This is a genomic window from Streptomyces sp. Inha503, assembly GCF_047215865.1.
GTDB lineage: Bacteria > Actinomycetota > Actinomycetes > Streptomycetales > Streptomycetaceae > Streptomyces > Streptomyces lycopersici.
This window is the reverse complement of the sequence record NZ_CP178360.1, coordinates 5262664-5282423: the sequence shown is the minus strand read 5'-3', so window position 1 is coordinate 5282423 and position 19760 is coordinate 5262664. Positions and strand designations below refer to the sequence as shown.

Here is a 19760-nt window from a genome sequence, read left to right as displayed (position 1 = left end):
GACGCCCTTCGACGACGCCCTCCCGGCCGCTCCCGGTCCGGGAGTCCACCCCGCCCTCCGACAGGAGCCCAGACATGGCCATCGAGGTCCGCATCCCGACCATCCTCCGCACCTACACCGACGGCCAGAAGGCGGTCGAGGGCAGCGGGGCCACGCTCGCCGAGCTCTTCGCCGACCTGGAGAGCCGGCACTCCGGCATCCAGGAGCGCCTGGTCGACGGCGGCGAGCTGCGCCGCTTCGTCAACGTCTATCTGAACGACGAGGACGTCCGCTTCCTCGACGGCATCTCCACCAAGGTCTCGGACGGCGACAATGTGACGATCCTCCCGGCTGTCGCAGGTGGGGCTCTCGGGGCGGAGCCCCGTCCTGCTGGGGTGGTGGCCGGGCGACGGGCGGGCATGCTCTGATGCGGTACGACAGCCCTCTGGCCGCGGTCGGCAATACGCCGCTCGTCGGGCTGCCGCGGCTCTCGCCCTCCTCCGACGTACGGATCTGGGCCAAGCTGGAGGACCGCAACCCCACCGGCTCGGTCAAGGACCGCCCCGCGCTCCATATGATCGAACAGGCCGAGAAGGACGGCCGGTTGACCCCCGGCTGCACCATCCTCGAGCCCACCTCCGGCAACACCGGCATCTCCCTCGCGATGGCGGCCAAGCTCAAGGGCTACCGCATCGTCTGCGTGATGCCGGAGAACACCAGCGAGGAGCGGCGCCAGCTGCTCGCCATGTGGGGTGCGGAGATCATCTCCTCGCCCGCCGCCGGCGGCTCCAACACCGCCGTCCGGGTGGCCAAGGAACTGGCGGAGCAGCACCCGGACTGGGTGATGCTGTACCAGTACGGAAACCCGGACAACGCCGGCGCCCACTACGCCACCACCGGCCCCGAGATCCTGGCCGACCTGCCCTCCATCACCCACTTCGTCGCCGGTCTGGGCACCACCGGCACCCTGATGGGCGTCGGCCGCTTCCTGCGCGAGAACAAGCCGGACGTCCAGATCGTCGCCGCCGAGCCGCGCTACGACGACGTCGTCTACGGACTCCGCAACCTCGACGAGGGCTTCGTCCCCGAGCTGTACGACGAGTCCGTCCTGACCACCCGCTTCTCCGTCGGCTCCGAGGACGCGGTGTCCCGCACCCGGGAACTCCTCGCCCAGGAGGGCATCTTCGCGGGCGTCTCGACCGGGGCCGCGCTGCACGCCGCCCTCGGTGTCGCCCGTAAGGCGGTCACGGCCGGGCAGAGCGCCGATGTGGTCTTCATCGTCGCCGACGGCGGCTGGAAGTACCTCTCCACCGGTGTCTACACGGCGGCCACCACCGAGGAGGCGATCGAGACGCTGCACGGCCAGCTCTGGGCGTAGAGACCGAATCGGCCGACGGGGGGCAGGGCCGGGCGCCACCCGGCTCCGTCCTGGTGATTCCGCCCACAACGCGGCCCCGTGGAGGAGCTGCCTGGGTTTTTGCGCCTTACGCTCGTGGGCACCGCATGACCCCCCGCACCCGCCCATGGCCCTCGGCATGGGGACCCCTCAAGGAGGTTCCTGCTTCATGAAGCTCACCGTCGTCGGATGCTCAGGGTCGTTCCCGTCCGCGGAATCGGCCTGCTCGAGCTACCTCCTCGAGGCCGACGGCTTCCGGCTGCTCCTCGACATGGGCAATGGCGCCCTTGGCGAGTTGCAGCGCCACTGCGGTCTCTACGACCTCGACGCCGTGCTGCTGTCCCATCTCCACCCCGATCACTTCATCGACATGTGCGGATACTTCGTCGCGCGCTACTACCGGCACGACGGTGGCCGCGCCGAGGCGATCCCCGTCTACGGCCCCGAGGACACCGAGCGGCGGCTGGTCCAGGCGTACGACGACGTGCCCGACGAGAAGTCGATGCGCGAGGTCTTCGACTTCCGCACGCTCACGCCCGGCAGCTTCGAGATCGGCCCCTTCACCATCCGCGCCGAGCGCGTGTGCCATCCGGTGGAGGCGTACGGCTTCCGGATCGAGTACGGCGGCCGCTCGCTGGTCTACTCGGGCGACACGGGCCCCTGTGAGGCCCTGGTGGACCTGGCCCGGGGCGGCGACCTCTTCCTGTGCGAGGCGGCCTTCACGCACGGCAAGGAGAACATCCCGGGGCTGCATCTCAACGGCCGCGAGGCGGGCGAGCACGCGCTGCGGGCGGGGGTCGGGGCCCTGGTGCTCACCCATGTGCCGCCGTGGACGGACCCCCAGATCAACCAGCGCGACGCCCAGGCGGTCTTCGGCGGCCCGGTGGAGCTGGCCAAGGCGGGCGCGGTCTACGAGGTGTAGGCGCGCCGTCCCCGTACGCGCGAAGGCCCCGAGCGCTCCCCGTACGCGCGAAGGCCCCGAGCGCTCCCCGTACGCGCGAAGGCCCCGGAACCGGTTCAAGTCCGGTTCCGGGGCCTTCGCACGGGGCGCGGGGCGGCGGTCTACGCCTTGGTGAGGTCCTCGACCTCTTCCTCGGGCTCACGGCCCGGGGTGGGCAGATCGAACTTGGTGATCGCGAAGCGGAAGACCACGTAGTAGACCACCGCGAAGACCAGCCCCACCGGGATGATCAGCAGTGGTTTGGTGGCATGGCTCCAGTTCAGCGCGTAGTCGATGAACCCCGCGGAGAAGTTGAAGCCCGCGTGCACGCCCAGGGCCCAGGTGATCGCCATCGAGAGGGCGGTCAGCACCGCGTGGATCACATAGAGCAGCGGGGCGATGAACATGAACGAGAACTCGATCGGCTCGGTCACACCCGTGACGAACGAGGTCAGCGCCAGCGAGATCATCATGCCGAGCACGGCCTTGCGGCGCTCGGGGCGGGCGGTGTGCGCCATGGCCAGGGCGGCGGCCGGCAGGCCGAACATCATGATCGGGAAGAAGCCGGACATGAACATGCCCGCGCTCGGGTCGCCGGCCAGGAAGCGGCTGAGGTCGCCGTGCACGGTCTCACCGGCCGCGTTGGTGAAGTCGCCGAGCTGGAACCAGGCCACGGTGTTCACGAACTGGTGCATGCCGATCGGGATCAGGGCGCGGTTGACGGCGCCGAACAGGGCCGATCCCGCGGAGCCGAGCCCGGTCATCCACTCGCCGAAGTTGCTGATGCCGTCGCCGATGGGCTCCCAGACCAGGCCGAAGAAGACGCCCACCGCGATACCGGTGAAGGCCATGATGATCGGCACCAGCCGGCGGCCGTTGAAGAAGCCGAGCCAGTCCACCAGCCGGGTGCGGTGGAACCGCTGCCACAGCACCGCGGTGAGCAGCCCCATGATGATGCCGCCGAGCACCCCGGGGTCGTTGAACTTGGCCGGTATGTCCTCGCCCTTCTGGATCACCGCGTCGGCGACCGGGAACGCCTCCAGCACCTTGCTGTAGACCAGGAACCCGACCACGGCGGCCAGCGCGGTGGAGCCGTCCGACTTCTTGGCGAACCCGATGGCCACGCCGACGCAGAACAGCAGCGGAAGGGCGCCGGTGAGCGCGCCACCGGCGTTGTTGAACACGGCGGCGACCTTGTCCCAGCCCAGTCCGTCGGCGCCGAACACATCGGGCTGTCCGAGCCGGACCATGATTCCGGCGGCGGGCAGGACCGCGATCGGCAGCTGAAGGCTGCGGCCGACCTTCTGGAGTCCCTGGAACAGGCCGGCACCCCGCTTCTGGGCGGGCGCCGCCTTGGCGGTGGCCGTACTCATCGGATTCCTCCTGGTGAGGCGGGCTCTCGGGGGAAGGGACGGCCCGCTTTATGGTCTAAACCACATGTGGTGTAGACCTGTTGTAGCACGGAGGGATCCGATGAAGGAATCTATCGTTCCAAGTGACGTGTAACGTCTTCGCCCACATAATGGTGTAGACCACTTGCCGCATGGCGGAACGTACGACAGGGAGCGAACATGGCCAGCAAGGCTGAGAAGATCGTCGAGGGGCTCGGCGGCATCGACAACATCGTCGAGGTCGAGGGCTGCATCACCCGGCTCCGTACCGAGGTCAAGGACGTCTCCCTGGTCGACGAGGCGCTGCTGAAGGCCGCGGGCGCCCATGGCGTGGTGAAGATGGGCAGCGCGATCCAGGTGGTCATCGGCACCGACGCGGACCCCGTCGCCGCCGAGATCGAAGACCTGATGTGAGCCGCTGACCGTCGCGCCGTCCCCCGGGACCAGGGGGCTTCTGATGGATCTCCGTGGCGTCGCGTGCCCTGGCACCAGCGCTCGCGGCGTTGTCGTCGGTCAACGACGCTCCGCGTCGCTTCCCTCCTCCGCCTTGCGATCACAGGCGCCAGGCCCCGCTCCTTCTCCCACGGAGATCCATCAGAAGCCCCCTGCCCCGCCGCGGACGCGGACCGGGGCCCCTGGCGATGCCGATAGGCTCATCCCATGTCTCGTATCGACGGCCGCACCCCCGACCAGCTCCGCCCCGTGACCATCGAGCGCGGTTGGAGCAAGCATGCCGAGGGCTCGGTCCTCGTCTCCTTCGGCGATACGCGGGTCCTGTGCACCGCGAGCGTCACCGAGGGCGTGCCGCGCTGGCGCAAGGGCAGCGGCGAGGGCTGGGTCACCGCCGAGTACGCGATGCTGCCGCGCTCCACCAACACCCGGGGTGACCGCGAGTCCGTCCGCGGCAAGATCGGCGGCCGTACGCATGAGATCTCCCGGCTCATCGGCCGCTCGCTGCGCGCCGTGATCGACTACAAGGCGCTGGGCGAGAACACCATCGTCCTGGACTGCGATGTCCTCCAGGCCGACGGCGGCACCCGCACCGCCGCCATCACCGGCGCCTATGTGGCCCTGGCCGACGCCATCGGCTGGGCCCGGGGGAAGAAGCTGATCAAGGCCACCCGGCAGCCGCTGACCGGCACCGTCTCCGCCGTCAGCGTCGGCATCGTCGGCGGCGTCCCCCTGCTCGACCTCGCTTACGAGGAGGACGTGCGCGCCGAGACCGACATGAACGTGGTCTGTACCGGTGACGGACGCTTCGTCGAGGTGCAGGGCACCGCCGAGGGCGAGCCCTTCGCCCGTGAGGAGCTGGACGGGCTGCTGGACCTCGCCGTGGCGGGCTGTGACACGCTGTCCGGAATCCAGCGCGCGGCACTGGCCGAGGGGAACTGACGACGGCACCAGGCAACCGTCGCGCGGCGCCTGGCGTTTAGTCAGGTACCAGCACCATTCCCGGGGAAGGACCCACTCCATGGCGCCGCGCCACCGTCACCGCCGTACCACCGCCCTCACCGCCCTCGCCGCCGTCGCGCTCGCCGTGCCGGTCACCGTGGGCTGCGGCGCGGTGGAGAAGGCCCTGGACTGCGCCCAGCTCGCGGTCGAGATATCCAACGACGTGGACAACCTCCAGGACGCCGTGACCGGCGCCGCGGTCGACCCGCAGCAGGCCGACAAGATCCTGGACTCGCTCGACAAGGACATCGACAAGGTCGGCGACCGCACCGACAACGCGGACGTCGGCAAGGCCGTCGACGACCTCCAGAAGGCCGTGGACAACGTCCAGAAGTCCATCGACAGCGGCAAGGACCCCGATCTGACCCCGGTCAAGGACGCGGCGGGCGAGCTGACCAAGGTCTGCTCTTCCTGACCGTCCCCCGAGTCGTCCTGACCGCCCCCGAACGGCACGCGCCACGCACCCTCGATAATCGAGAGCTATGCAGCAACGCACTGAGGGACACCCTCCGCACCCCCGCCGTCTCATCCTCGCCACCCGCAACGCCTACAAGATCACCGAGCTGCGCTCGATCCTGGGCGAGACCGGCCTCGACGTCGAACTCGTCGGCGCCGACGCCTATCCGGAGGTCCCGGACGTCAAGGAGACCGGCGTGACCTTCGCGGAGAACGCCCTCCTCAAGGCCCACGCCCTGGCCCGGGCCACCGGCCACCCCGCCATCGCCGACGACTCCGGGCTGTGCGTGGACGTCCTCGGCGGCGCCCCCGGCATCTTCTCGGCCCGCTGGTCGGGCCGGCACGGCGACGACCGCGCCAACCTCGAGCTGCTGCTGGCCCAGCTCGCCGACGTCCCCGACGAACACCGCGGCGCCCATTTCGCGTGCGCCGCCGCCCTCGTCCTCCCCGACGGCACCGAGCGCGTGGTCTCGGGCCGGCTCACCGGCACCCTCCGCCATGAGCCCGTGGGCGGCGGGGGGTTCGGCTACGACCCGATCCTCCAGCCCCACGGTGAGACCCGCACCTGCGCCGAACTGACCCCCGACGAGAAGAACGCCATCAGCCACCGCGGCAAGGCGTTCCGCGCCATCGCCCCGGTCGTCCGCGAACTCCTGGGGTGAGCCGCCCCATAGGACGCCGCGGGCCCGGCCCGCGCTGAGGCGAGCCGGGCCCGCGTATGCGTGGCGTGCGGCCGGAGGGACTCGAACCCTCACGGGTGTTACCCCACTGGGACCTAAACCCAGCATGACTGCCAATTCCATCACGGCCGCTCGGCACGGTCATGGTATCGCCTGGTGAACGGGGGCCGGGGCCGGAGCCCCGGGTCCGTCACAGCCCCAGGTCTTTGATGATCTTGGCGACGTGGCCGGTGGCCTTCACGTTGTACAGGGCGCGCTCGACCTTGCCCTGCTCGTCCACGATGACGGTGGACCGGATCACGCCCGTCACCGTCTTGCCGTAGAGCTTCTTCTCACCGAAGGCGCCGTACGCCTCCAGGGTCTCCTTGGCGGGGTCGGCGAGCAGGGTGACCTTCAGACCCTCCTGGTCGCGGAACTTGGCCAGCTTCTCCGGCTTGTCGGGGGAGATGCCGATGACGTCGTAGCCGTGACCCGAGAGGAACTCGAGGTTGTCGGTGAAGTCGCAGGCCTGCTTGGTGCAGCCGGGGGTGAGGGCCGCCGGGTAGAAGTAGACGATCACCTTGCGGCCGGTGTGGTCGGCGAGCGAGACCTGCTTGCCGTCCGCGTCGGGGAGGGTGAAGGCGGGGGCGGTGTCGCCGGGCTTCAGTCGCTCGCTCATGGTCTGGTGCTCCTCCTGGCATCGGGGGTACACACCCGACATTAGCCAGCTTCCCGTCCGGGGGTGCCGTGGGGCGGTGAGGAGAGCGAGCTGACAGACTGTCCACCACGAACCATCGAGACTGACGACGGAGGCAGCGCGGTGTCGGATGCCAGGACCCCTGCGCAGATCGAGGCGGACATCGCCCGCAGGCGGCAGGAGCTCGCCGTGACGCTCGACGAGATCGGGGTGCGGGTGCACCCGAAGACGATCATCGGGGACGCGAAGGCGAAGGCGGCGTCGGCCGTGGACCGGACCGCCGGGCGGGCCTATGTGTCCGTCAACCGAGTGGTGACGGGCGTGCGCGGCCAGCTGGTGTCGGAGGAGGGCGGGCCCCGCATGGAGCGGATCGTGCCGGCCGCGCTCCTCGTGGCCGGGCTGGTCGGCCTGCTCGCACTGTCGGCCAGGTCCGCCCGGTCCGCCAAGGCGCCCCGCTCCTCGTGGTGCGCCAAGCGGCGCCGGTGAGGGGCTGGGGCGGCGGGCTCCGGCCCTGAGGCGTCATCCCGCCCTCCGGCCAGGTACGGTCATGGCGTGAGTGCGAACACGACCCATGACAAGCTGCCCATCCGGATGCTGCACGACCGCGTGCTGGTCCGCACCGACATCCCGGAGGGCGAGCGCCGGTCGTCCGGCGGAATCGTCATCCCCGCCACCGCGGCGGTCGGCCGACGGCTGGCCTGGGCCGAGGTGGTCGCGGTCGGACAGAACGTACGGACCGTGGAGCCCGGTGACCGGGTGCTCTACGACCCGGAGGACCGGGCCGAGGTCGAGGTCCGCGGGGTCGCCTACGTACTGATGCGGGAGCGCGATCTGCACGCGGTTGCCGCGGAGCGGCTGGAGGGCGCGGACGACTCCACGGGGCTCTACCTGTAGGACTGCCTGTAGGACCGCCCAGGGGCGCCCGCCGGGTCTTGGCGCCTGCGGCGGGCCACGCGGCGGAGCCGCATATCGATGCTTCCCCCTCCCCGCCCCTTCCCTCAACTGGGGCTGCGCCCCAGACCCCGGGCCGGAGCCGCTGCGCCCCTTCCCGCAGCATCGATATGCGGCTCCGCCGCGTGGCAGGGCTCCGCCCCAGGCCCCCGGGGTCCAGGGGCGGAGCCCCTGGTATCGGGAAGGGGCGCGGAGGGGAAAGACCCCCCAGCGCTCCGCAGGTTGTGCCCCGACCTGCCGTCGGTCGTCTGTCGCGCCGTCGTGGCTGGTCGCGCCCACGCGGCGGAGCCGCACATCGACACAGCCCCGCGCCCCTTAGGGCGCCCCTTCGGGGCGCCCCTCAGCCGCCCACCGGGCCTCCTGGGCCGCCGGGATCGCCCGGGTCGCCGCCCGGGTCGCCGGGGCCGCCTGGGCCGGGTTCGGTTGTCGGGCCGTCGGTGGGGAAGTCCGTCGGCGGGGTGGGGATCGTCGGCTCGTCCGTCGGCGGCGTCGGCGGGGTGTAGGTCGGCGCCGTGGGGACCGAGGTGTCCGGCGGCGCGCCGGTCGGGGGAGGGGTGACGACCGGCGGCGGGGAGTTCGGAGGCTGCTGGGTCTCGGAGCCGTCGGGGGCGCCCGCCCCGTCCTCCAGCCGCAGATCGAACTCGGCCGGTTCCTTGCCGTCCAGCGCCCCCGATGTGTACTGCGCCCAGATCTCGGCGGGGTAGCCGCCACCGTTGATCCGCTCCAGGCCCGTCGCCCCGTACAGCGACTTCTGCACGCCGGTGTTGGAGTCCTGGCCCATCACCGCGACCACGGTCGCCAGATCCGGGGTGTAGCCCGCGAACCAGGCGGCCTTGTCCTCCTCCGCGGTGCCGGTCTTGCCCGCCGCCGGGCGCTCGGCGGCCTGGGCGGCGGTGCCGGTGCCGCCGTCGACAACGCTCTGGAGTATCGAGGTGGTGGTGTCGGCGGCGCCGCGCGGGATGGCCTGGCGGCTCTCCCGCGCCGGGAGCTTGAGCCGCGCACCGTCCTTGGTGACCTCCTCGACCAGGCTGTACCGGCCGTGCTCACCGTGGTTGGCGAGGGTCGCGTACGCCTCGGTCATGTCCAGCACGCTCGCGGTGGCCGGGCCGAGCGCGATCGAGGGGGAGGCGTGCAGATCGGGGGTGTTCTTGGGGATGCCCAGGTCGATGGCGGTCTGCTTGACCTTGGAGGGGCCGACGTCCTCGGCCATCTGCGCGTACACCGAGTTCACCGAGTTGTCGGTGGCCGTGGTGACGTCGATGTCGCCGTAGTCCACGTCGTCCTCGTTGGCGGGGGCGTAGCCGGTGGGCCCGTCGGAGCCGATGACCTCGCGCTCGTTGTCACCGTTGTAGAGGGTGTCCGGGGTGATCGTCTGGCCGTCCTGGGTGGTGGCCCCGTAGCGCACCGCCGAGGTGAAGACGAATGGCTTGAAGGTGGACCCCACCTGGTAGTCACGGCGGGTCGCGTTGTTGACGAACTGCTTGGTGTAGTCGATCCCGCCGTAGAGGGCGACCACCTTCCCGGTCTTGGGGTCGATCGAGGCGCCGCCCGCGCGGACGTAGGCGTCGACCTTGCGGTCCTTGCTGAGCTTGCTCATCAGCCGGTCGCGCACGGCCTCCGTGAAGGCGTCCTGCTTGTCCTTGTCGATCGTGGTGGTGATGCGGTAGCCGCCGCGCGCCAGGGTCTGCTCGTCGATGATCCCGTTGCTGGTGAGGTAGTCCTCGACGGCCTCGATGAGATAGCCGCGCTGGCCGGACATGCCGGAGGGGGCCTTGGCCTCGGAGGGCCCGGGGAAGGTCATCTTCTGCCGCTCGGCCCTGGTCAGCCAGTGCTTCTTCACCATGCCGTCGAGCACGTAGTTCCAGCGGGCCACGGCCCGGCCCTTGTTCTGCGGATGGGCGACGATGTCGTAGGAGCTGGGGGCGTTCAGCAGGGTGGCGAGATACGCGCCCTGGGCGGTGTTGAGCTCGCCGATGTCCTTGCCGTAGTACGCCTGGGCGGCGGCCTGGATGCCGTAGGCGTTGCGCCCGAAGTAGCTGGTGTTGAGGTAGCCCTCAAGGATCTTGTCCTTGCTCACCTCGCGGTCCAGCTTGATCGCGATGAAGAACTCCTTGGCCTTCCGGGAGACCGTCTGCTCCTGGTCCAGGTAGTAGTTCTTCACATACTGCTGGGTGATGGTGGAGCCGGACTGCTTGCCCTTGCCGGTGGCGGTGTTCCAGGCGGCCCGGAGCATCGCCTGGGGGTCGATGGCCGACTCCGAGTAGAAGTCCCGGTCCTCGGCCGCCAGCACCGCCCGCTGGATCCGCTTGGGCACCTGGCTGAGCTGCACGCTCTCCCGGTTGACCGTGCCCTCGCGGGCCAGCTGGGAGCCGTCGGAGTAGAGGAAGACATTGCTCTGGGCGATGGCGGCCTTGTTGGCCGGGGGGATGTCGACGAGCAGATAGCCGGTGACGAGCCCGCCCGCGATCAGCAGGACGATCAGCAGGAAGCCGCCGAGGACCATGCGCCAGGTGGGCAGCAGACGGCGCCATCCGGTGCGCTGGGGACGCCCCTTTCTGCCCTTGGCCGGTTTGCCCCCGGGGAGGCCGTCCGCACGGTGCGGCGTGTCGTGGTTGCCATCGTCGGTGCCGGGCCGGTCACCCGTTCCGGCCGCGCCACCATCGATCAACTGGGGCTCGTCGCTCATGTCTCCTGAGACTCCTCGGCCGCCGTCGAAGGTTGCGCGGCGGCGGGATCGTGCACGGTCGGGCGATTCGCGTCGTACGCCCGATAAAACACTGTCGCATCATCCGTTCCGGGCCGAGGACGAGGCGCGCACCTGTGACTGGTCTGTGACCGGTCGAATGGATGATTCCGCTCACACCATCCGGTGAATAATTGCCTGGCCGTCTCTCCCGTCACCCCACTAGGCTCCGGATTTTGGCGCCGTTCGGGGGCGTGCGGTCGGGGCCGGTCGAGCCGGGCCGGTCGGGCGGTGCGGTCGGGGAGGGAGGCAGGGGCGGATGCGGCTGTACGCGGCCGTCGCGGTCAGCGGCTTCAAACGCTACGCGACGTATCGAGTCGCCACGGTGGCCGGGGTCTTCACCAACACGGTTTTCGGCTTCATCCTCGCCTACACCTATACCGCGCTGTGGGACGAGCGGCCGCACCTCGGCGGCTACGACCTCGCCCAGGCGCTGACCTTCGTCTGGCTCGGGCAGGCGCTGCTGGCGGCCGTGGCGCTGATGGGCGGCGGCTTCCAGGAGGAGTTCCAGGAGCGCATCCGCTCCGGGGACATCGCCGTGGACCTCTACCGCCCCGTCGACCTCCAGCTGTGGTGGCTGGCCACCGAGCTCGGCCGGGCGCTGTTCCAGCTGCTGGGGCGCGGTGTGGTGCCGATGGCCGTCGGGGCGCTGGCGTTCGAACTCCGGCTGCCCGCCTCGCCCTTGACCTGGCTGTGGTTCCTGCTCGCCGTGGCGCTCGCGGTGTGCGTCAGCTTCGCGCTGCGCTATCTGGTGTCGCTCGCCTCGTTCTGGCTGCTCGACGGGACGGGGCTGTCCATGCTGAGCGGGCTGCTGTGCCTGTTCTTCTCCGGGATGACCCTGCCGCTCAACGTCTTCCCCGGGCAGCTGGGCGAGATCGCCCGCGCGCTGCCCTGGGCGGCGACACTCCAGATGCCCGCGGACGTCTTCCTGGAGGAGCGCCGGGGCTCGGGGCTGCTGGGGGCGTTCGCCTTCCAGGCGGGGTGGGCGGTGGCGCTGCTGGCGGCCGGGCGGGCGGTTCAATCGGTGGCGACCCGGAAGGTGGTGGTCCAGGGTGGCTGAGTCCGCCGTGTCCAACGGGCTCCGGGCCTACGGCCTGATCGTCGGGATGTGGGTGCGCTCCACGATGGCGTACCGCACCTCGTTCCTGATCATGACGCTGGGGAACTTCCTCGCGACCGGTCTCGACTTCGTCGCGATCGCGCTGATGTTCAGCCACATCGGTGAGCTGGGCGGCTTCACCCTGGACGAGGTCGCCTTCCTCTACGGCACCACCAGCGTCGCCTTCGGCCTCGCCGATCTCGTGCTGGGCACCATGAGCCGGCTGGGTCAGCGGGTGCGCGACGGCACGATGGACACCCTGCTGGTGCGGCCGGTGCCGATACTCGCCCAGGTGGCCGCCGACCGCTTCGCGCTGCGCCGGCTGGGCCGGATCACCCAGGGGACGGTGGTGCTCGGCTGGTCGCTGGCCCGGCTGGACATCGACTGGACGGTGGACCGGGCGCTGCTGATGCCGGTGATGCTGCTGAGCGGGGGCGCCATCTTCGGGGCGCTGTTCGTGCTCGGTGGCGCCTTCCAGTTCTGGGCCAAGGACGCCTCCGAGGTGCAGAGCGCCTTCACCTTCGGCGGGACCACGCTGCTGGAGTACCCGCCGACGGTCTTCGGCAAGGAGCTGCTGCGAGGCGTCACCTTCGTCGTCCCGCTGGCCTTCGTCAACTGGCTCCCGGCGCTGCACATCCTGGGCCGGCCCGATCCGCTGGGGCTCCCGGCCCGGATCGGCTTCGCGGCGCCGCTGGTCGCGGGCGGCTGCTGTGCGGTGGCGGGGCTGGCGTGGCGGGCGGGGCTGCGGGCGTATCAGAGCACGGGGAGCTGAGGGGAGTGGCCGTGGGGAATGGTGCCGGGGATGCCGTGGGGAGTGGCATGGGGAGTGCCGTGGACGATCTGATCGAGCTCGACGGCGTCGAGAAGGTGTTCCAGGTGCGGCGCAAGGCCGGGCTGATGCGCCGTGAGCGCCGCGAGGTGCGCGCGGTGGACGGCATCAGCTTTCGGGTGCCGCGCGGCGAGATGGTGGGCTACATCGGCCCCAACGGCGCCGGGAAGTCCACCACCATCAAGATGCTGACCGGGATCCTGGTGCCCAGCGGCGGACGGCTCAGGGTCGCCGGAATCGACCCCTCCAGGGACCGGACGAGGCTTGCGCGCCGGATCGGGGTGGTCTTCGGGCAGCGCACCACCCTGTGGTGGGACCTGCCGCTGCGCGACTCGTACGCGCTGGTGCGGCGGATGTACCGGATCCCCGACGCCCGCTACCGGCACAATCTGGACCGCTGTGTGGAACTGCTCAACCTCGGCGCGCTGTTGGACGTGCCGGTGCGTCAGCTCTCGCTCGGCCAGCGGATGCGCGGCGATATCGCGGCCGCCCTGCTGCACGACCCCGAGGTGCTCTATCTCGACGAGCCGACCATCGGGCTCGATGTGGTCAGCAAGGCGAAGGTGCGGGAGTTCCTGCGCGATGTGAACGCCGAGCAGGGCACGACGGTGCTGCTCACCACCCACGATCTGACCGATATCGAGCTGCTGTGCAAGCGGGTGATGGTCATCGACCACGGGCGGCTGGTCTACGACGGCGGGCTGGACGGGCTGCACGCGGTGGGGGAGAGCGAACGCACCCTCGTGGTCGACCTGGAGCGGGAGCTGCCGCCCATCGAGGTCCCCGGCGCCCGGACGGTGCGGGTCGAGGGGCCCCGGCAGTGGCTGGCCTTCCCGGCGACCAGCAGCGCGGCGCCGATCGTCGCGGCGGTCGCCGACGGCTGTCCGCTGGTGGACCTCTCGGTGCGCGAGCCCGAGATCGAGGACGTCATCGCGAGGATGCTGCACGGGGCGGAGGACCGGGCGGGGCGGACCCCGTAAGAGGGCAAGGGCGCCGTGTGCGAGAACGACCGGGGCTCGGTGTGTGAGAGGGGTCAGGGCCGGTGCCCGCCATTAGTCTGTCCGTATGACGAGCGCTGGTTCTTCCCAGGGGGCGAGCCCCGACCTCCCGGACCCGGCCGGGATGCGGGCATCGGACGCCGAGCGTGAGCGAATCGCCGAGGTCCTCCGCGAGGCGGTCGCCGAAGGCCGTCTGGACATGGAGGAGTTCGAGGAGCGGCTGAGCGCGGCCTACGCGGCGCGCACCCATGGCCAGCTGGAGCCGCTGGTACGGGACCTCCCGGTGCCCGGCAGCGCCGCTCCGGCCCCGCCGTCCCCCGCCGACCGCACCGGCTGGGCCGAGCGGATCGGCGGCACCCCGACCTCGAAGTGGGGCGTGGCGATCATGGGCGGCTTCCAGCGCAAGGGGACCTGGACCGTTCCGCGTGCCTTCACCGCCCTCACCATCATGGGCGGCGGTGAGATCGACTTGCGCGAGGCCCGGTTCGAGGGCCGCGATGTGGTGATCCGCTGCTTCGCCCTCATGGGCGGGATAGAGATCACCGTCCCGCCGGACCTGGAGACGCACGTCAGCGGCATCGGACTCATGGGCGGTTTCGACCACACCGGGTCCGCCGACGGGGATCCCACCGGGCCCCGGGTGACCGTGACCGGCCTCGCGCTCTTCGGCGGGGTCAGCGTCGAGCGCAAGCTCCGCCGGGAGGAGCACAAGCGCATGAAGGAGGAGCGCCGCCGGCTGAAGGCCGAGCGCCGGGAGGAGCTGCGCGCCGAGCGCCGGGAACTGCGGGGCACGCGGCGCGAGGAGCGACGCGATGAGCGGGAGGAGCGGCGGCTGTCCCTGGAGAAGGAACGCCGCGAGGACTAAGCGCTCCGCTGGAAGTGTCGCGATGCGTCGTCGGCCGACTGCGGCGCCGTCGTGGCTGGTCGCGCCCACGCGGCGGAGCCGCACATCGACACAGTCCCGCGCCCCTTCGGGGCGCAACCGAACCGCACCGGACTTCAGCGAGGCCGCTTAGGCTCTCTCCGCGGAACTCTCTAGAGCTCGGCCGCCGTGCGGCCCCGCAGGTGGTCCAGGTTCAGCGCCCGCGCCATCGCGCGGTAGCCGTCGTCGCTGGGGTGCAGATGGTCGCCCGAGTCGAACATCGGGCGCAGCCGCAGCGGGCTGATCGGGTCGCGCAGCGCCTTGTCGAAGTCCACGACCTCGTCGAAGACCCGCCCGGCGCGGATCTGCGCGTTGACCTGCTCGCGCACGGCGTCCAGCCGGGGGGTGTAGCCGCGGTGCCCGTAGAAGGGCGTCAGGGTGGCTCCGATGACCCGCAGGCCGCGCGTATGGGCCTGCTCGGTCAGCCGCTTCAGGCCCCACACGATCCGGTTGGGGTCGGTCTGATGGGGGATGCGGAGTATGTCGTTGACGCCCAGCTCGATGATCACGGCCTTGACGCCCGTACGGGACAGCACGTCGCGGTCGAAGCGGGACAGCCCGCTGGGGTTGTTGGGCGGGTACTCCGTGCCGTCGCTCAGCACGCGGTTGCCGCTGATGCCCTGGTTGAGCACGCCGAAGCGGGGCGCCCCGGGCTCGCTGCGAAGCCGCTCGGAGAGGAAGTCGGTCCACCGATGGTTGGCCCCGGCGGTGGAGGTGATGCCGTCGGTGATCGAGTCGCCCAGCACCGCGACGGCGCCCTCGGCCTGCTTGGACCACACGTCCACACCGGTCAGATAGCGCCAGTACGGGCTCTGCTGGGTGTAGGCGGAGCCCGCAGTGTCCTCCGTACGGTCGCCACGCGCCATGTACGACGTCTGGCGGGCGTGCGGATGGTAGGTCACGGACCCGGACGCCTGCGGGGTGTAGGTGGTGACCAGCAGATCGGCCGCGTCCGGGACGGCGAGCCGCACCGGGTCGCTGGCGGCGGCCTTACCGGGCGGGATCGTCACCCAGGTGCGGTTGTTGAAGGTGAGACGGCGCATGGTGCCGGCTGCCGCGGTGGGGTTGCTGGGCGCGGCGGCCAGCGCCACCGAGGCATGCGTGATCGTCAGTGGACGGCTGCTGTAGAAGTTCGAGAGCTGGATCCGGGCGCTGGTGCCGCCGATGCTGGTGTGCACCACGTTCCGTATCGACATGCCCGAGAGGCCGCCGCGCAGCGTCCTCGGCTCGGCGGCAGCGGCCGAGGTGGACCAGGTGCCCACCCAGGCACCGGCCGAGGCCGGGTCGGCCGAGCCGCGGGCTCCCTGCGCACGGGGGTCCGCGCCGCCCTTGTCACCACCGAGCCCGATGAATATCGCGGTGGAGACGAGGATCACCACAGCCGCCAGCGCAGCGAGCACGGCATACCCCGTGCGTCTGGGCATAGGGGGCACGCTCATGGGCGGGTTGTCTCCTCGGGCAGACGGAGCCCGAGGCTCCGGAAGTGGACGGGAACGGCGGGTGGTATCCGGCAATGCCGATGCGGTCCGGTCGGTCTCCCATGATCCCATGGTGGGACCCGGCTCCGCCCGTCGGCCTGCCCCCAATGTGCTGGGTCGCTCCCCCAGACAGACGACGGGAACTCACCGTTCGTTCCACACATGGGCGACTGAGACCGGAAAGAGACAATGCATGGGGAGACGGGTCGACCAGGTGGAGCGTATGGAGCGAAGAACGACTGGTGAGACGGCGTCCCCGCCGCCTCGGGGCGCGGCTGTGCCCTTCGTCACCGACAGCCCTCTCGACGTGGAGCGGCGGCGCGGGGTGCGCCGGATGAAGGCGTTCGCCACCGGACTGCTGCTCGGCGTCGCACTGGTGTACGTGCTCGCCACCTGGGCGCGGTCCTCCGGTATCGGCGGCTGGCCCGGCTATGTGGCCGCGGCCGCCGAGGCGGGCATGGTGGGCGCCCTGGCCGACTGGTTCGCGGTCACGGCGCTCTTCCGGCGGCCCATGGGGCTGCCCATTCCCCATACGGCGATCATCCCCACCAAGAAGGACCAGCTCGGGGCCAGCCTCGGGGAGTTCGTCGGGGAGAACTTCCTCTCCGGCGACGTCGTACGGCTGCGGCTGCGCGCGGTCGGCATCGGCAGCCGGCTCGGCACCTGGCTCGCCGAGCCCGAGCACGCCGACCGGGTGACCGCGGAGTTGGCCACCGCGCTGCGCGGCGCGCTCACGGTGCTGCGCGACTCCGATGTGCAGGCGGTGGTGGGCGAGGCGATCACCCGCCGGGCCGACAGCCAGGAGATCGCACCGGGCCTGGGCAAGCTGCTGGAGCGGGTGGTCGCGGACGGCGGCCACCGCCGCGCCGTGGACCTGGTGTGTCTGCGCGCCCACGACTGGCTGGTGGAGCACAACGACTCGGTGATGCAGGCGGTGACCGGCGGCGCCCCCGGCTGGACGCCGAGGTTCGTGGACCGCAAGGTCGGCGAGCGCGTCTACAAGGAACTGCTGCGCTTCGTGACCGAGATGCGCGACATGCCCGACCATCCGGCGCGCGGCGCCCTGGACCGCTTCCTCACCGACTTCGCCGGGGACCTTCAGTCCGACACCGACACCCGGCTGCGGGTGGAGCGGGTGAAGAGCGAGGTGCTGGGGCGCGGCGACGTCCAGGACCTCATCGCCTCGGCCTGGGCCTCGGTGCGGGCGATGATCGTCGCGGCGGCGGAGGACGAGCGCAGCGAGCTGCGGCAGCGGGCGCGGGCGGCGATTCTGTCGCTGGGGCGGCGGATGGTGACGGACCCACGGCTGCGGGACAAGGTCGACGGCTGGCTGGAGGACGCCGCCGTCTATGTGGTGACGACGTATCGGGACGAGATCACCTCGCTGATCAGCGAGACGGTGGCGAGCTGGGACGCGGACCACACCTCGCGGAAGATCGAGGCGCATATCGGCCGGGACCTTCAGTTCATCCGGATCAATGGCACGGTGGTGGGTGCCCTGGCCGGGCTGGTGATCTATACGGTCTCCCGGGCGCTGGGCGGATAGCGCGCGGGCGGCGGGCAGTTGACCCGTGGCGTCCGGCGGATTGCCGCGTCTTGCCGCGTCGCGGCTCTGGAAGGTGTGCGCGGCCTGGCCTATGGTGCGCGCGTGCGACGTCGTGGAGGGCGTGCCGTGCTCGCCCGGGGGCTGTGGACGGCCGGTGAGCTCGCCGTCACCCTCGGGGTCGTGGTGCTGCTCTTCGTCGTCCACCAGCTGTGGTGGACCAACCGGCAGGCGAGGGCGGGCGCACGGCACGAGGTGTCGGTGCTGGAGCGGCGGTGGCAGGACGGGGCGGCGGAGTCCGCGACGCCGACGCCGGGGGCGACGGGATCCTCCGATTCCGCTCAGCGGGACGAACGCGACCGCGACCGCGAACACGAACACGAACGCGACCGTGACCGGTCGACCGGAAGCGGCGCCGGGGGCCAAGGGCCGCGCCGGGACCAGGCGTACGCGGTGCTCAGGATCCCGCGTATCGGCCTTACGGTGCCCATCGCCGAGGGCATCAGCCGCGCGGCGGTGCTCAACAAGGGCTATGTGGGCCACTATCCGCGCACCGCCCAGCCGGGCCAGGCGGGCAACGTCGCCCTCGCGGGTCACCGCAACACCCACGGCGAGCCCTTCCGGCAACTGGACGAGGTGCGCCCCGGCGACACGGTGCGCATCGACACCGCCGACGCCCGCTATACGTACGTGATCGAGCGCACCCTGCCGCGTACCTCGCCCGCCGATGGCACGGTGGTCGCGCGGGTGCCGTACAGCTCCGCCCACCCCCGCTACCGCTACACCGAGCCGGGCTACTACCTCACGCTGACGACCTGCACCCCCGAATTCACCTCCCGCTACCGCCTGGTGGTCTGGGCCCGACTGCGAACCGCCGCCCCCCGGGATGTCGGCGGGGGCCACTAGGGTTGTCCGACGGGCCGCGTGCCGCCTGCGGCGGGCTGTCCCCTACGCGGCTCCACCACCTGGCCCCCGGTCTGCTTAGACTGGCAGCGCCAGGAGGGGAGACCGGCCGGGAGAGGGGGGACGTGACGGTGTCGCGGCGGCTTGAAGCGCTGCGGGCGCATCTGGGCGTCTGCCTGTTCCTGCTGACCGGGGTTCTGCTGGCGCAGAGCGGGGTGGTCAGCGCCGTCGCCCTCGCCGCCACCGTCGCGGCCACGACCGCGGTCGCCGCCGCGCTGGCCATGTGCGCGATCCTCGCCTCCCGTGGCCGAATACCCGTCCCCGCCGGGCGGATTCGCACCGCGATACGGGACCGGGAGCGCCGTACGGCGTTCCTGCCGCAGCGGGATCCCGACGCCGCCGGGCGCCCGAGGCCCCGAGCGCCGGGCCGTCGTCTGCCGACGGCCGCGTAGGCGCACCCATATCGCTGTACGGCGTACCTCCAGCCTCTCCGGCGTCTGAGGAGCGGGGTCCGGGGCGGAGCCCCGGAAGGTCCAGGATCCGTACCGCCGCGCCACGCGGCTCGTCACGCCGATGTCTTCCTCACCCCGGCACGACGAGACCCGCGGAGGGCTCCCATGTCCCTTTTCTCTTCCCTCGGCTCCCTGTTGACCACCATGGCGGACGGCCTCGATCCGCTCTTCGGCGCGTCCGCGGCGGCGGCCGCCATCGTCCTGTTCACGCTGTGCGTCCGCGCCGCGCTGCATCCCCTCGCCCGGGCCGCGGTGCGCGGCGAGAAGGCGCGGGCCGCGCTCGCGCCGAAGATCACCGAGCTGGGCCGCAAGCACCGGGACGACCCGGAGCGGATGCGGCGCGCCATGGCGGAGCTCCAGGTGAAGGAGGGCGCGTCACCGCTGGCGGGGTGTCTGCCGACGCTCGCCCAGCTCCCGGTCTTCTTCGTCATGTACCACGTGTTCTCCACCGGCAGCGGCGCCGGAGACCTCCTCGACCACACGCTCGCCGGGGCCCCGCTCGGCGCCCATTGGGGCGGGGTGCTCACTGGCGGGCCGGGCCTGGTCTACCTGGGGCTCTTCGTGCTGATCGCGGCCGTGGCCACCTGGACGTATCTCCGCGCCCGTAAGGCGACCGTCCCCGGGGCGCCCGGAGTGGCCAGGGCGCTGCCGCTGCTGTCGTTCGGCACCCTCGTCACCGCCGCCGTGGTCCCGCTGGCGGCGGCCCTCTACCTGGCGACCAGCACCACCTGGACGGCGGTGGAGCGGGCCCTGCTGCACCGCTGACAACGGCCCCGCCGCGGTCACCCTTGAGACCGATGTCCCAGTCCGTG

General features: G+C 71.2%; 21 protein-coding genes and 1 tRNA gene. 17 read left to right on the top strand and 5 right to left on the bottom strand.

The window, feature by feature from the left end; translation table 11 throughout:
- Positions 1 to 74 precede the first annotated feature (74 nt).
- From ACJX2R_RS21685 to ACJX2R_RS21675, 3 genes are all read left to right on the top strand, one after another.
- Positions 75 to 407: a MoaD/ThiS family protein gene (locus ACJX2R_RS21685; RefSeq protein ID WP_020870964.1), complete on the top strand. Its 333-nt coding sequence runs from the start codon at positions 75 to 77 to the stop codon at positions 405 to 407.
- Positions 407 to 1357, top strand: a complete 951-nt coding sequence (locus tag ACJX2R_RS21680; protein WP_138915421.1) for a PLP-dependent cysteine synthase family protein — start codon at positions 407 to 409, stop codon at positions 1355 to 1357. The genes ACJX2R_RS21685 and ACJX2R_RS21680 overlap by 1 nt, the downstream gene beginning before the upstream one ends.
- A 187-nt stretch (positions 1358 to 1544) precedes the next feature.
- A complete protein-coding gene (locus ACJX2R_RS21675) occupies positions 1545 to 2297 on the top strand; it encodes an MBL fold metallo-hydrolase (RefSeq protein ID WP_413101482.1) in 753 nt (250 codons plus the stop codon).
- Between the two features lie 140 nt (positions 2298 to 2437).
- Here ACJX2R_RS21675 and ACJX2R_RS21670 read toward each other — a convergent pair whose 3' ends face one another.
- Positions 2438 to 3688, bottom strand: coding sequence for a PTS transporter subunit EIIC (locus ACJX2R_RS21670; protein ID WP_037962145.1), 1251 nt, complete (start codon positions 3686 to 3688; stop codon positions 2438 to 2440).
- 198 nt (positions 3689 to 3886) lie between these two features.
- Between ACJX2R_RS21670 and ACJX2R_RS21665 the strand changes: the two genes are divergently transcribed.
- From ACJX2R_RS21665 to rdgB, 4 genes are all read left to right on the top strand, one after another.
- Positions 3887 to 4120, top strand: a complete 234-nt coding sequence (locus ACJX2R_RS21665) for a glucose PTS transporter subunit EIIB (RefSeq protein WP_069863737.1) — start codon at positions 3887 to 3889, stop codon at positions 4118 to 4120.
- 246 nt (positions 4121 to 4366) lie between these two features.
- Positions 4367 to 5098 (top strand): ribonuclease PH, encoded by a 732-nt coding sequence (rph, locus tag ACJX2R_RS21660; RefSeq protein ID WP_413101481.1) that lies wholly within the window; start codon positions 4367 to 4369, stop codon positions 5096 to 5098.
- A 79-nt stretch (positions 5099 to 5177) separates the two neighbouring features.
- Positions 5178 to 5573, top strand: coding sequence for a hypothetical protein (locus ACJX2R_RS21655; protein WP_413101480.1), 396 nt, complete (start codon positions 5178 to 5180; stop codon positions 5571 to 5573).
- 67 nt (positions 5574 to 5640) lie between these two features.
- Entirely contained in the window at positions 5641 to 6276 is a 636-nt protein-coding gene (rdgB, locus tag ACJX2R_RS21650) for an RdgB/HAM1 family non-canonical purine NTP pyrophosphatase (protein ID WP_262699826.1), read from the top strand.
- A 66-nt stretch (positions 6277 to 6342) separates the two neighbouring features.
- On the opposite strand, the gene ACJX2R_RS21645 is transcribed toward rdgB, so the two are convergent.
- Positions 6343 to 6426: transfer RNA gene (locus ACJX2R_RS21645), tRNA-Leu, on the bottom strand.
- A gap of 58 nt (positions 6427 to 6484) precedes the next feature.
- Entirely contained in the window at positions 6485 to 6952 is a 468-nt protein-coding gene (gene bcp, locus ACJX2R_RS21640; RefSeq protein WP_262699825.1) for a thioredoxin-dependent thiol peroxidase, read from the bottom strand.
- Positions 6953 to 7093: 141 nt separating this feature from the next.
- Here bcp and ACJX2R_RS21635 point away from each other — a divergent pair, with 141 nt between their 5' ends.
- On the top strand, positions 7094 to 7456 hold the full coding sequence (locus ACJX2R_RS21635; RefSeq protein WP_413101479.1) for a DUF3618 domain-containing protein: 363 nt from the start codon (positions 7094 to 7096) through the stop codon (positions 7454 to 7456).
- A gap of 105 nt (positions 7457 to 7561) precedes the next feature.
- Complete coding sequence (locus tag ACJX2R_RS21630; protein ID WP_044581870.1) at positions 7562 to 7864, top strand: GroES family chaperonin; 303 nt, start codon at positions 7562 to 7564, stop codon at positions 7862 to 7864.
- Positions 7865 to 8261: 397 nt separating this feature from the next.
- Here the strand turns inward: ACJX2R_RS21630 and ACJX2R_RS21625 are convergent, their stop codons facing one another.
- Positions 8262 to 10607: a transglycosylase domain-containing protein gene (locus ACJX2R_RS21625; RefSeq protein WP_413101478.1), complete on the bottom strand. Its 2346-nt coding sequence runs from the start codon at positions 10605 to 10607 to the stop codon at positions 8262 to 8264.
- A gap of 316 nt (positions 10608 to 10923) precedes the next feature.
- Between ACJX2R_RS21625 and ACJX2R_RS21620 the strand changes: the two genes are divergently transcribed.
- The 4 genes from ACJX2R_RS21620 to ACJX2R_RS21605 all read left to right on the top strand — a co-directional run bounded on the left by ACJX2R_RS21620 (position 10924) and on the right by ACJX2R_RS21605 (position 14455).
- On the top strand, positions 10924 to 11724 hold the full coding sequence (locus ACJX2R_RS21620) for an ABC transporter permease (RefSeq protein ID WP_413101477.1): 801 nt from the start codon (positions 10924 to 10926) through the stop codon (positions 11722 to 11724).
- A gap of 46 nt (positions 11725 to 11770) precedes the next feature.
- Complete coding sequence (locus ACJX2R_RS21615) at positions 11771 to 12535, top strand: ABC transporter permease (RefSeq protein WP_413105923.1); 765 nt, start codon at positions 11771 to 11773, stop codon at positions 12533 to 12535.
- A 47-nt stretch (positions 12536 to 12582) separates the two neighbouring features.
- The gene (locus ACJX2R_RS21610; protein WP_262699821.1) at positions 12583 to 13572 is read left to right on the top strand and encodes an ATP-binding cassette domain-containing protein; all 990 of its coding nucleotides are present in this window, start codon (positions 12583 to 12585) and stop codon (positions 13570 to 13572) included.
- Positions 13573 to 13657: 85 nt separating this feature from the next.
- On the top strand, positions 13658 to 14455 hold the full coding sequence (locus ACJX2R_RS21605; protein ID WP_413101476.1) for a DUF1707 SHOCT-like domain-containing protein: 798 nt from the start codon (positions 13658 to 13660) through the stop codon (positions 14453 to 14455).
- A gap of 170 nt (positions 14456 to 14625) precedes the next feature.
- Here ACJX2R_RS21605 and ACJX2R_RS21600 read toward each other — a convergent pair whose 3' ends face one another.
- Complete coding sequence (locus ACJX2R_RS21600; RefSeq protein ID WP_262699819.1) at positions 14626 to 15936, bottom strand: SGNH/GDSL hydrolase family protein; 1311 nt, start codon at positions 15934 to 15936, stop codon at positions 14626 to 14628.
- A 277-nt stretch (positions 15937 to 16213) separates the two neighbouring features.
- Here ACJX2R_RS21600 and ACJX2R_RS21595 point away from each other — a divergent pair, with 277 nt between their 5' ends.
- From ACJX2R_RS21595 to ACJX2R_RS21580, 4 genes are all read left to right on the top strand, one after another.
- The gene (locus ACJX2R_RS21595; RefSeq protein ID WP_413101475.1) at positions 16214 to 17536 is read left to right on the top strand and encodes a DUF445 domain-containing protein; all 1323 of its coding nucleotides are present in this window, start codon (positions 16214 to 16216) and stop codon (positions 17534 to 17536) included.
- Positions 17537 to 17638: 102 nt separating this feature from the next.
- Positions 17639 to 18439 (top strand): class E sortase, encoded by an 801-nt coding sequence (locus ACJX2R_RS21590; protein ID WP_413101474.1) that lies wholly within the window; start codon positions 17639 to 17641, stop codon positions 18437 to 18439.
- Between the two features lie 128 nt (positions 18440 to 18567).
- The gene (locus ACJX2R_RS21585; RefSeq protein WP_262699906.1) at positions 18568 to 18888 is read left to right on the top strand and encodes a DUF6412 domain-containing protein; all 321 of its coding nucleotides are present in this window, start codon (positions 18568 to 18570) and stop codon (positions 18886 to 18888) included.
- Positions 18889 to 19053: 165 nt separating this feature from the next.
- Entirely contained in the window at positions 19054 to 19713 is a 660-nt protein-coding gene (locus tag ACJX2R_RS21580) for a YidC/Oxa1 family membrane protein insertase (RefSeq protein ID WP_413101473.1), read from the top strand.
- Positions 19714 to 19760 lie beyond the last annotated feature (47 nt).

Bases quoted from the DNA above. Each gene is read 5' to 3' on its own strand.
- ACJX2R_RS21595 (WP_413101475.1), top strand. From the start codon at position 16,214: ATGGAGCGAAGAACGACTGGTGAGACGGCGTCCCCGCCGCCTCGGGGC.
- ACJX2R_RS21580 (WP_413101473.1), top strand. From the start codon at position 19,054: ATGTCCCTTTTCTCTTCCCTCGGCTCCCTGTTGACCACCATGGCGGAC.
- ACJX2R_RS21665 (WP_069863737.1), top strand. From the start codon at position 3,887: ATGGCCAGCAAGGCTGAGAAGATCGTCGAGGGGCTCGGCGGCATCGAC.
- ACJX2R_RS21685 (WP_020870964.1), top strand. From the start codon at position 75: ATGGCCATCGAGGTCCGCATCCCGACCATCCTCCGCACCTACACCGAC.
- rdgB (WP_262699826.1), top strand. From the start codon at position 5,641: ATGCAGCAACGCACTGAGGGACACCCTCCGCACCCCCGCCGTCTCATC.
- ACJX2R_RS21630 (WP_044581870.1), top strand. From the start codon at position 7,562: ATGCTGCACGACCGCGTGCTGGTCCGCACCGACATCCCGGAGGGCGAG.
- ACJX2R_RS21655 (WP_413101480.1), top strand. From the start codon at position 5,178: ATGGCGCCGCGCCACCGTCACCGCCGTACCACCGCCCTCACCGCCCTC.
- ACJX2R_RS21680 (WP_138915421.1), top strand. From the start codon at position 407: ATGCGGTACGACAGCCCTCTGGCCGCGGTCGGCAATACGCCGCTCGTC.
- ACJX2R_RS21605 (WP_413101476.1), top strand. From the start codon at position 13,658: ATGACGAGCGCTGGTTCTTCCCAGGGGGCGAGCCCCGACCTCCCGGAC.
- ACJX2R_RS21625 (WP_413101478.1), bottom strand. From the start codon at position 10,607: ATGAGCGACGAGCCCCAGTTGATCGATGGTGGCGCGGCCGGAACGGGT.
- ACJX2R_RS21615 (WP_413105923.1), top strand. From the start codon at position 11,771: ATGTGGGTGCGCTCCACGATGGCGTACCGCACCTCGTTCCTGATCATG.
- ACJX2R_RS21610 (WP_262699821.1), top strand. From the start codon at position 12,583: ATGGGGAGTGCCGTGGACGATCTGATCGAGCTCGACGGCGTCGAGAAG.
- ACJX2R_RS21675 (WP_413101482.1), top strand. From the start codon at position 1,545: ATGAAGCTCACCGTCGTCGGATGCTCAGGGTCGTTCCCGTCCGCGGAA.
- ACJX2R_RS21600 (WP_262699819.1), bottom strand. From the start codon at position 15,936: ATGCCCAGACGCACGGGGTATGCCGTGCTCGCTGCGCTGGCGGCTGTG.
- rph (WP_413101481.1), top strand. From the start codon at position 4,367: ATGTCTCGTATCGACGGCCGCACCCCCGACCAGCTCCGCCCCGTGACC.
- bcp (WP_262699825.1), bottom strand. From the start codon at position 6,952: ATGAGCGAGCGACTGAAGCCCGGCGACACCGCCCCCGCCTTCACCCTC.
- ACJX2R_RS21670 (WP_037962145.1), bottom strand. From the start codon at position 3,688: ATGAGTACGGCCACCGCCAAGGCGGCGCCCGCCCAGAAGCGGGGTGCC.
- ACJX2R_RS21620 (WP_413101477.1), top strand. From the start codon at position 10,924: ATGCGGCTGTACGCGGCCGTCGCGGTCAGCGGCTTCAAACGCTACGCG.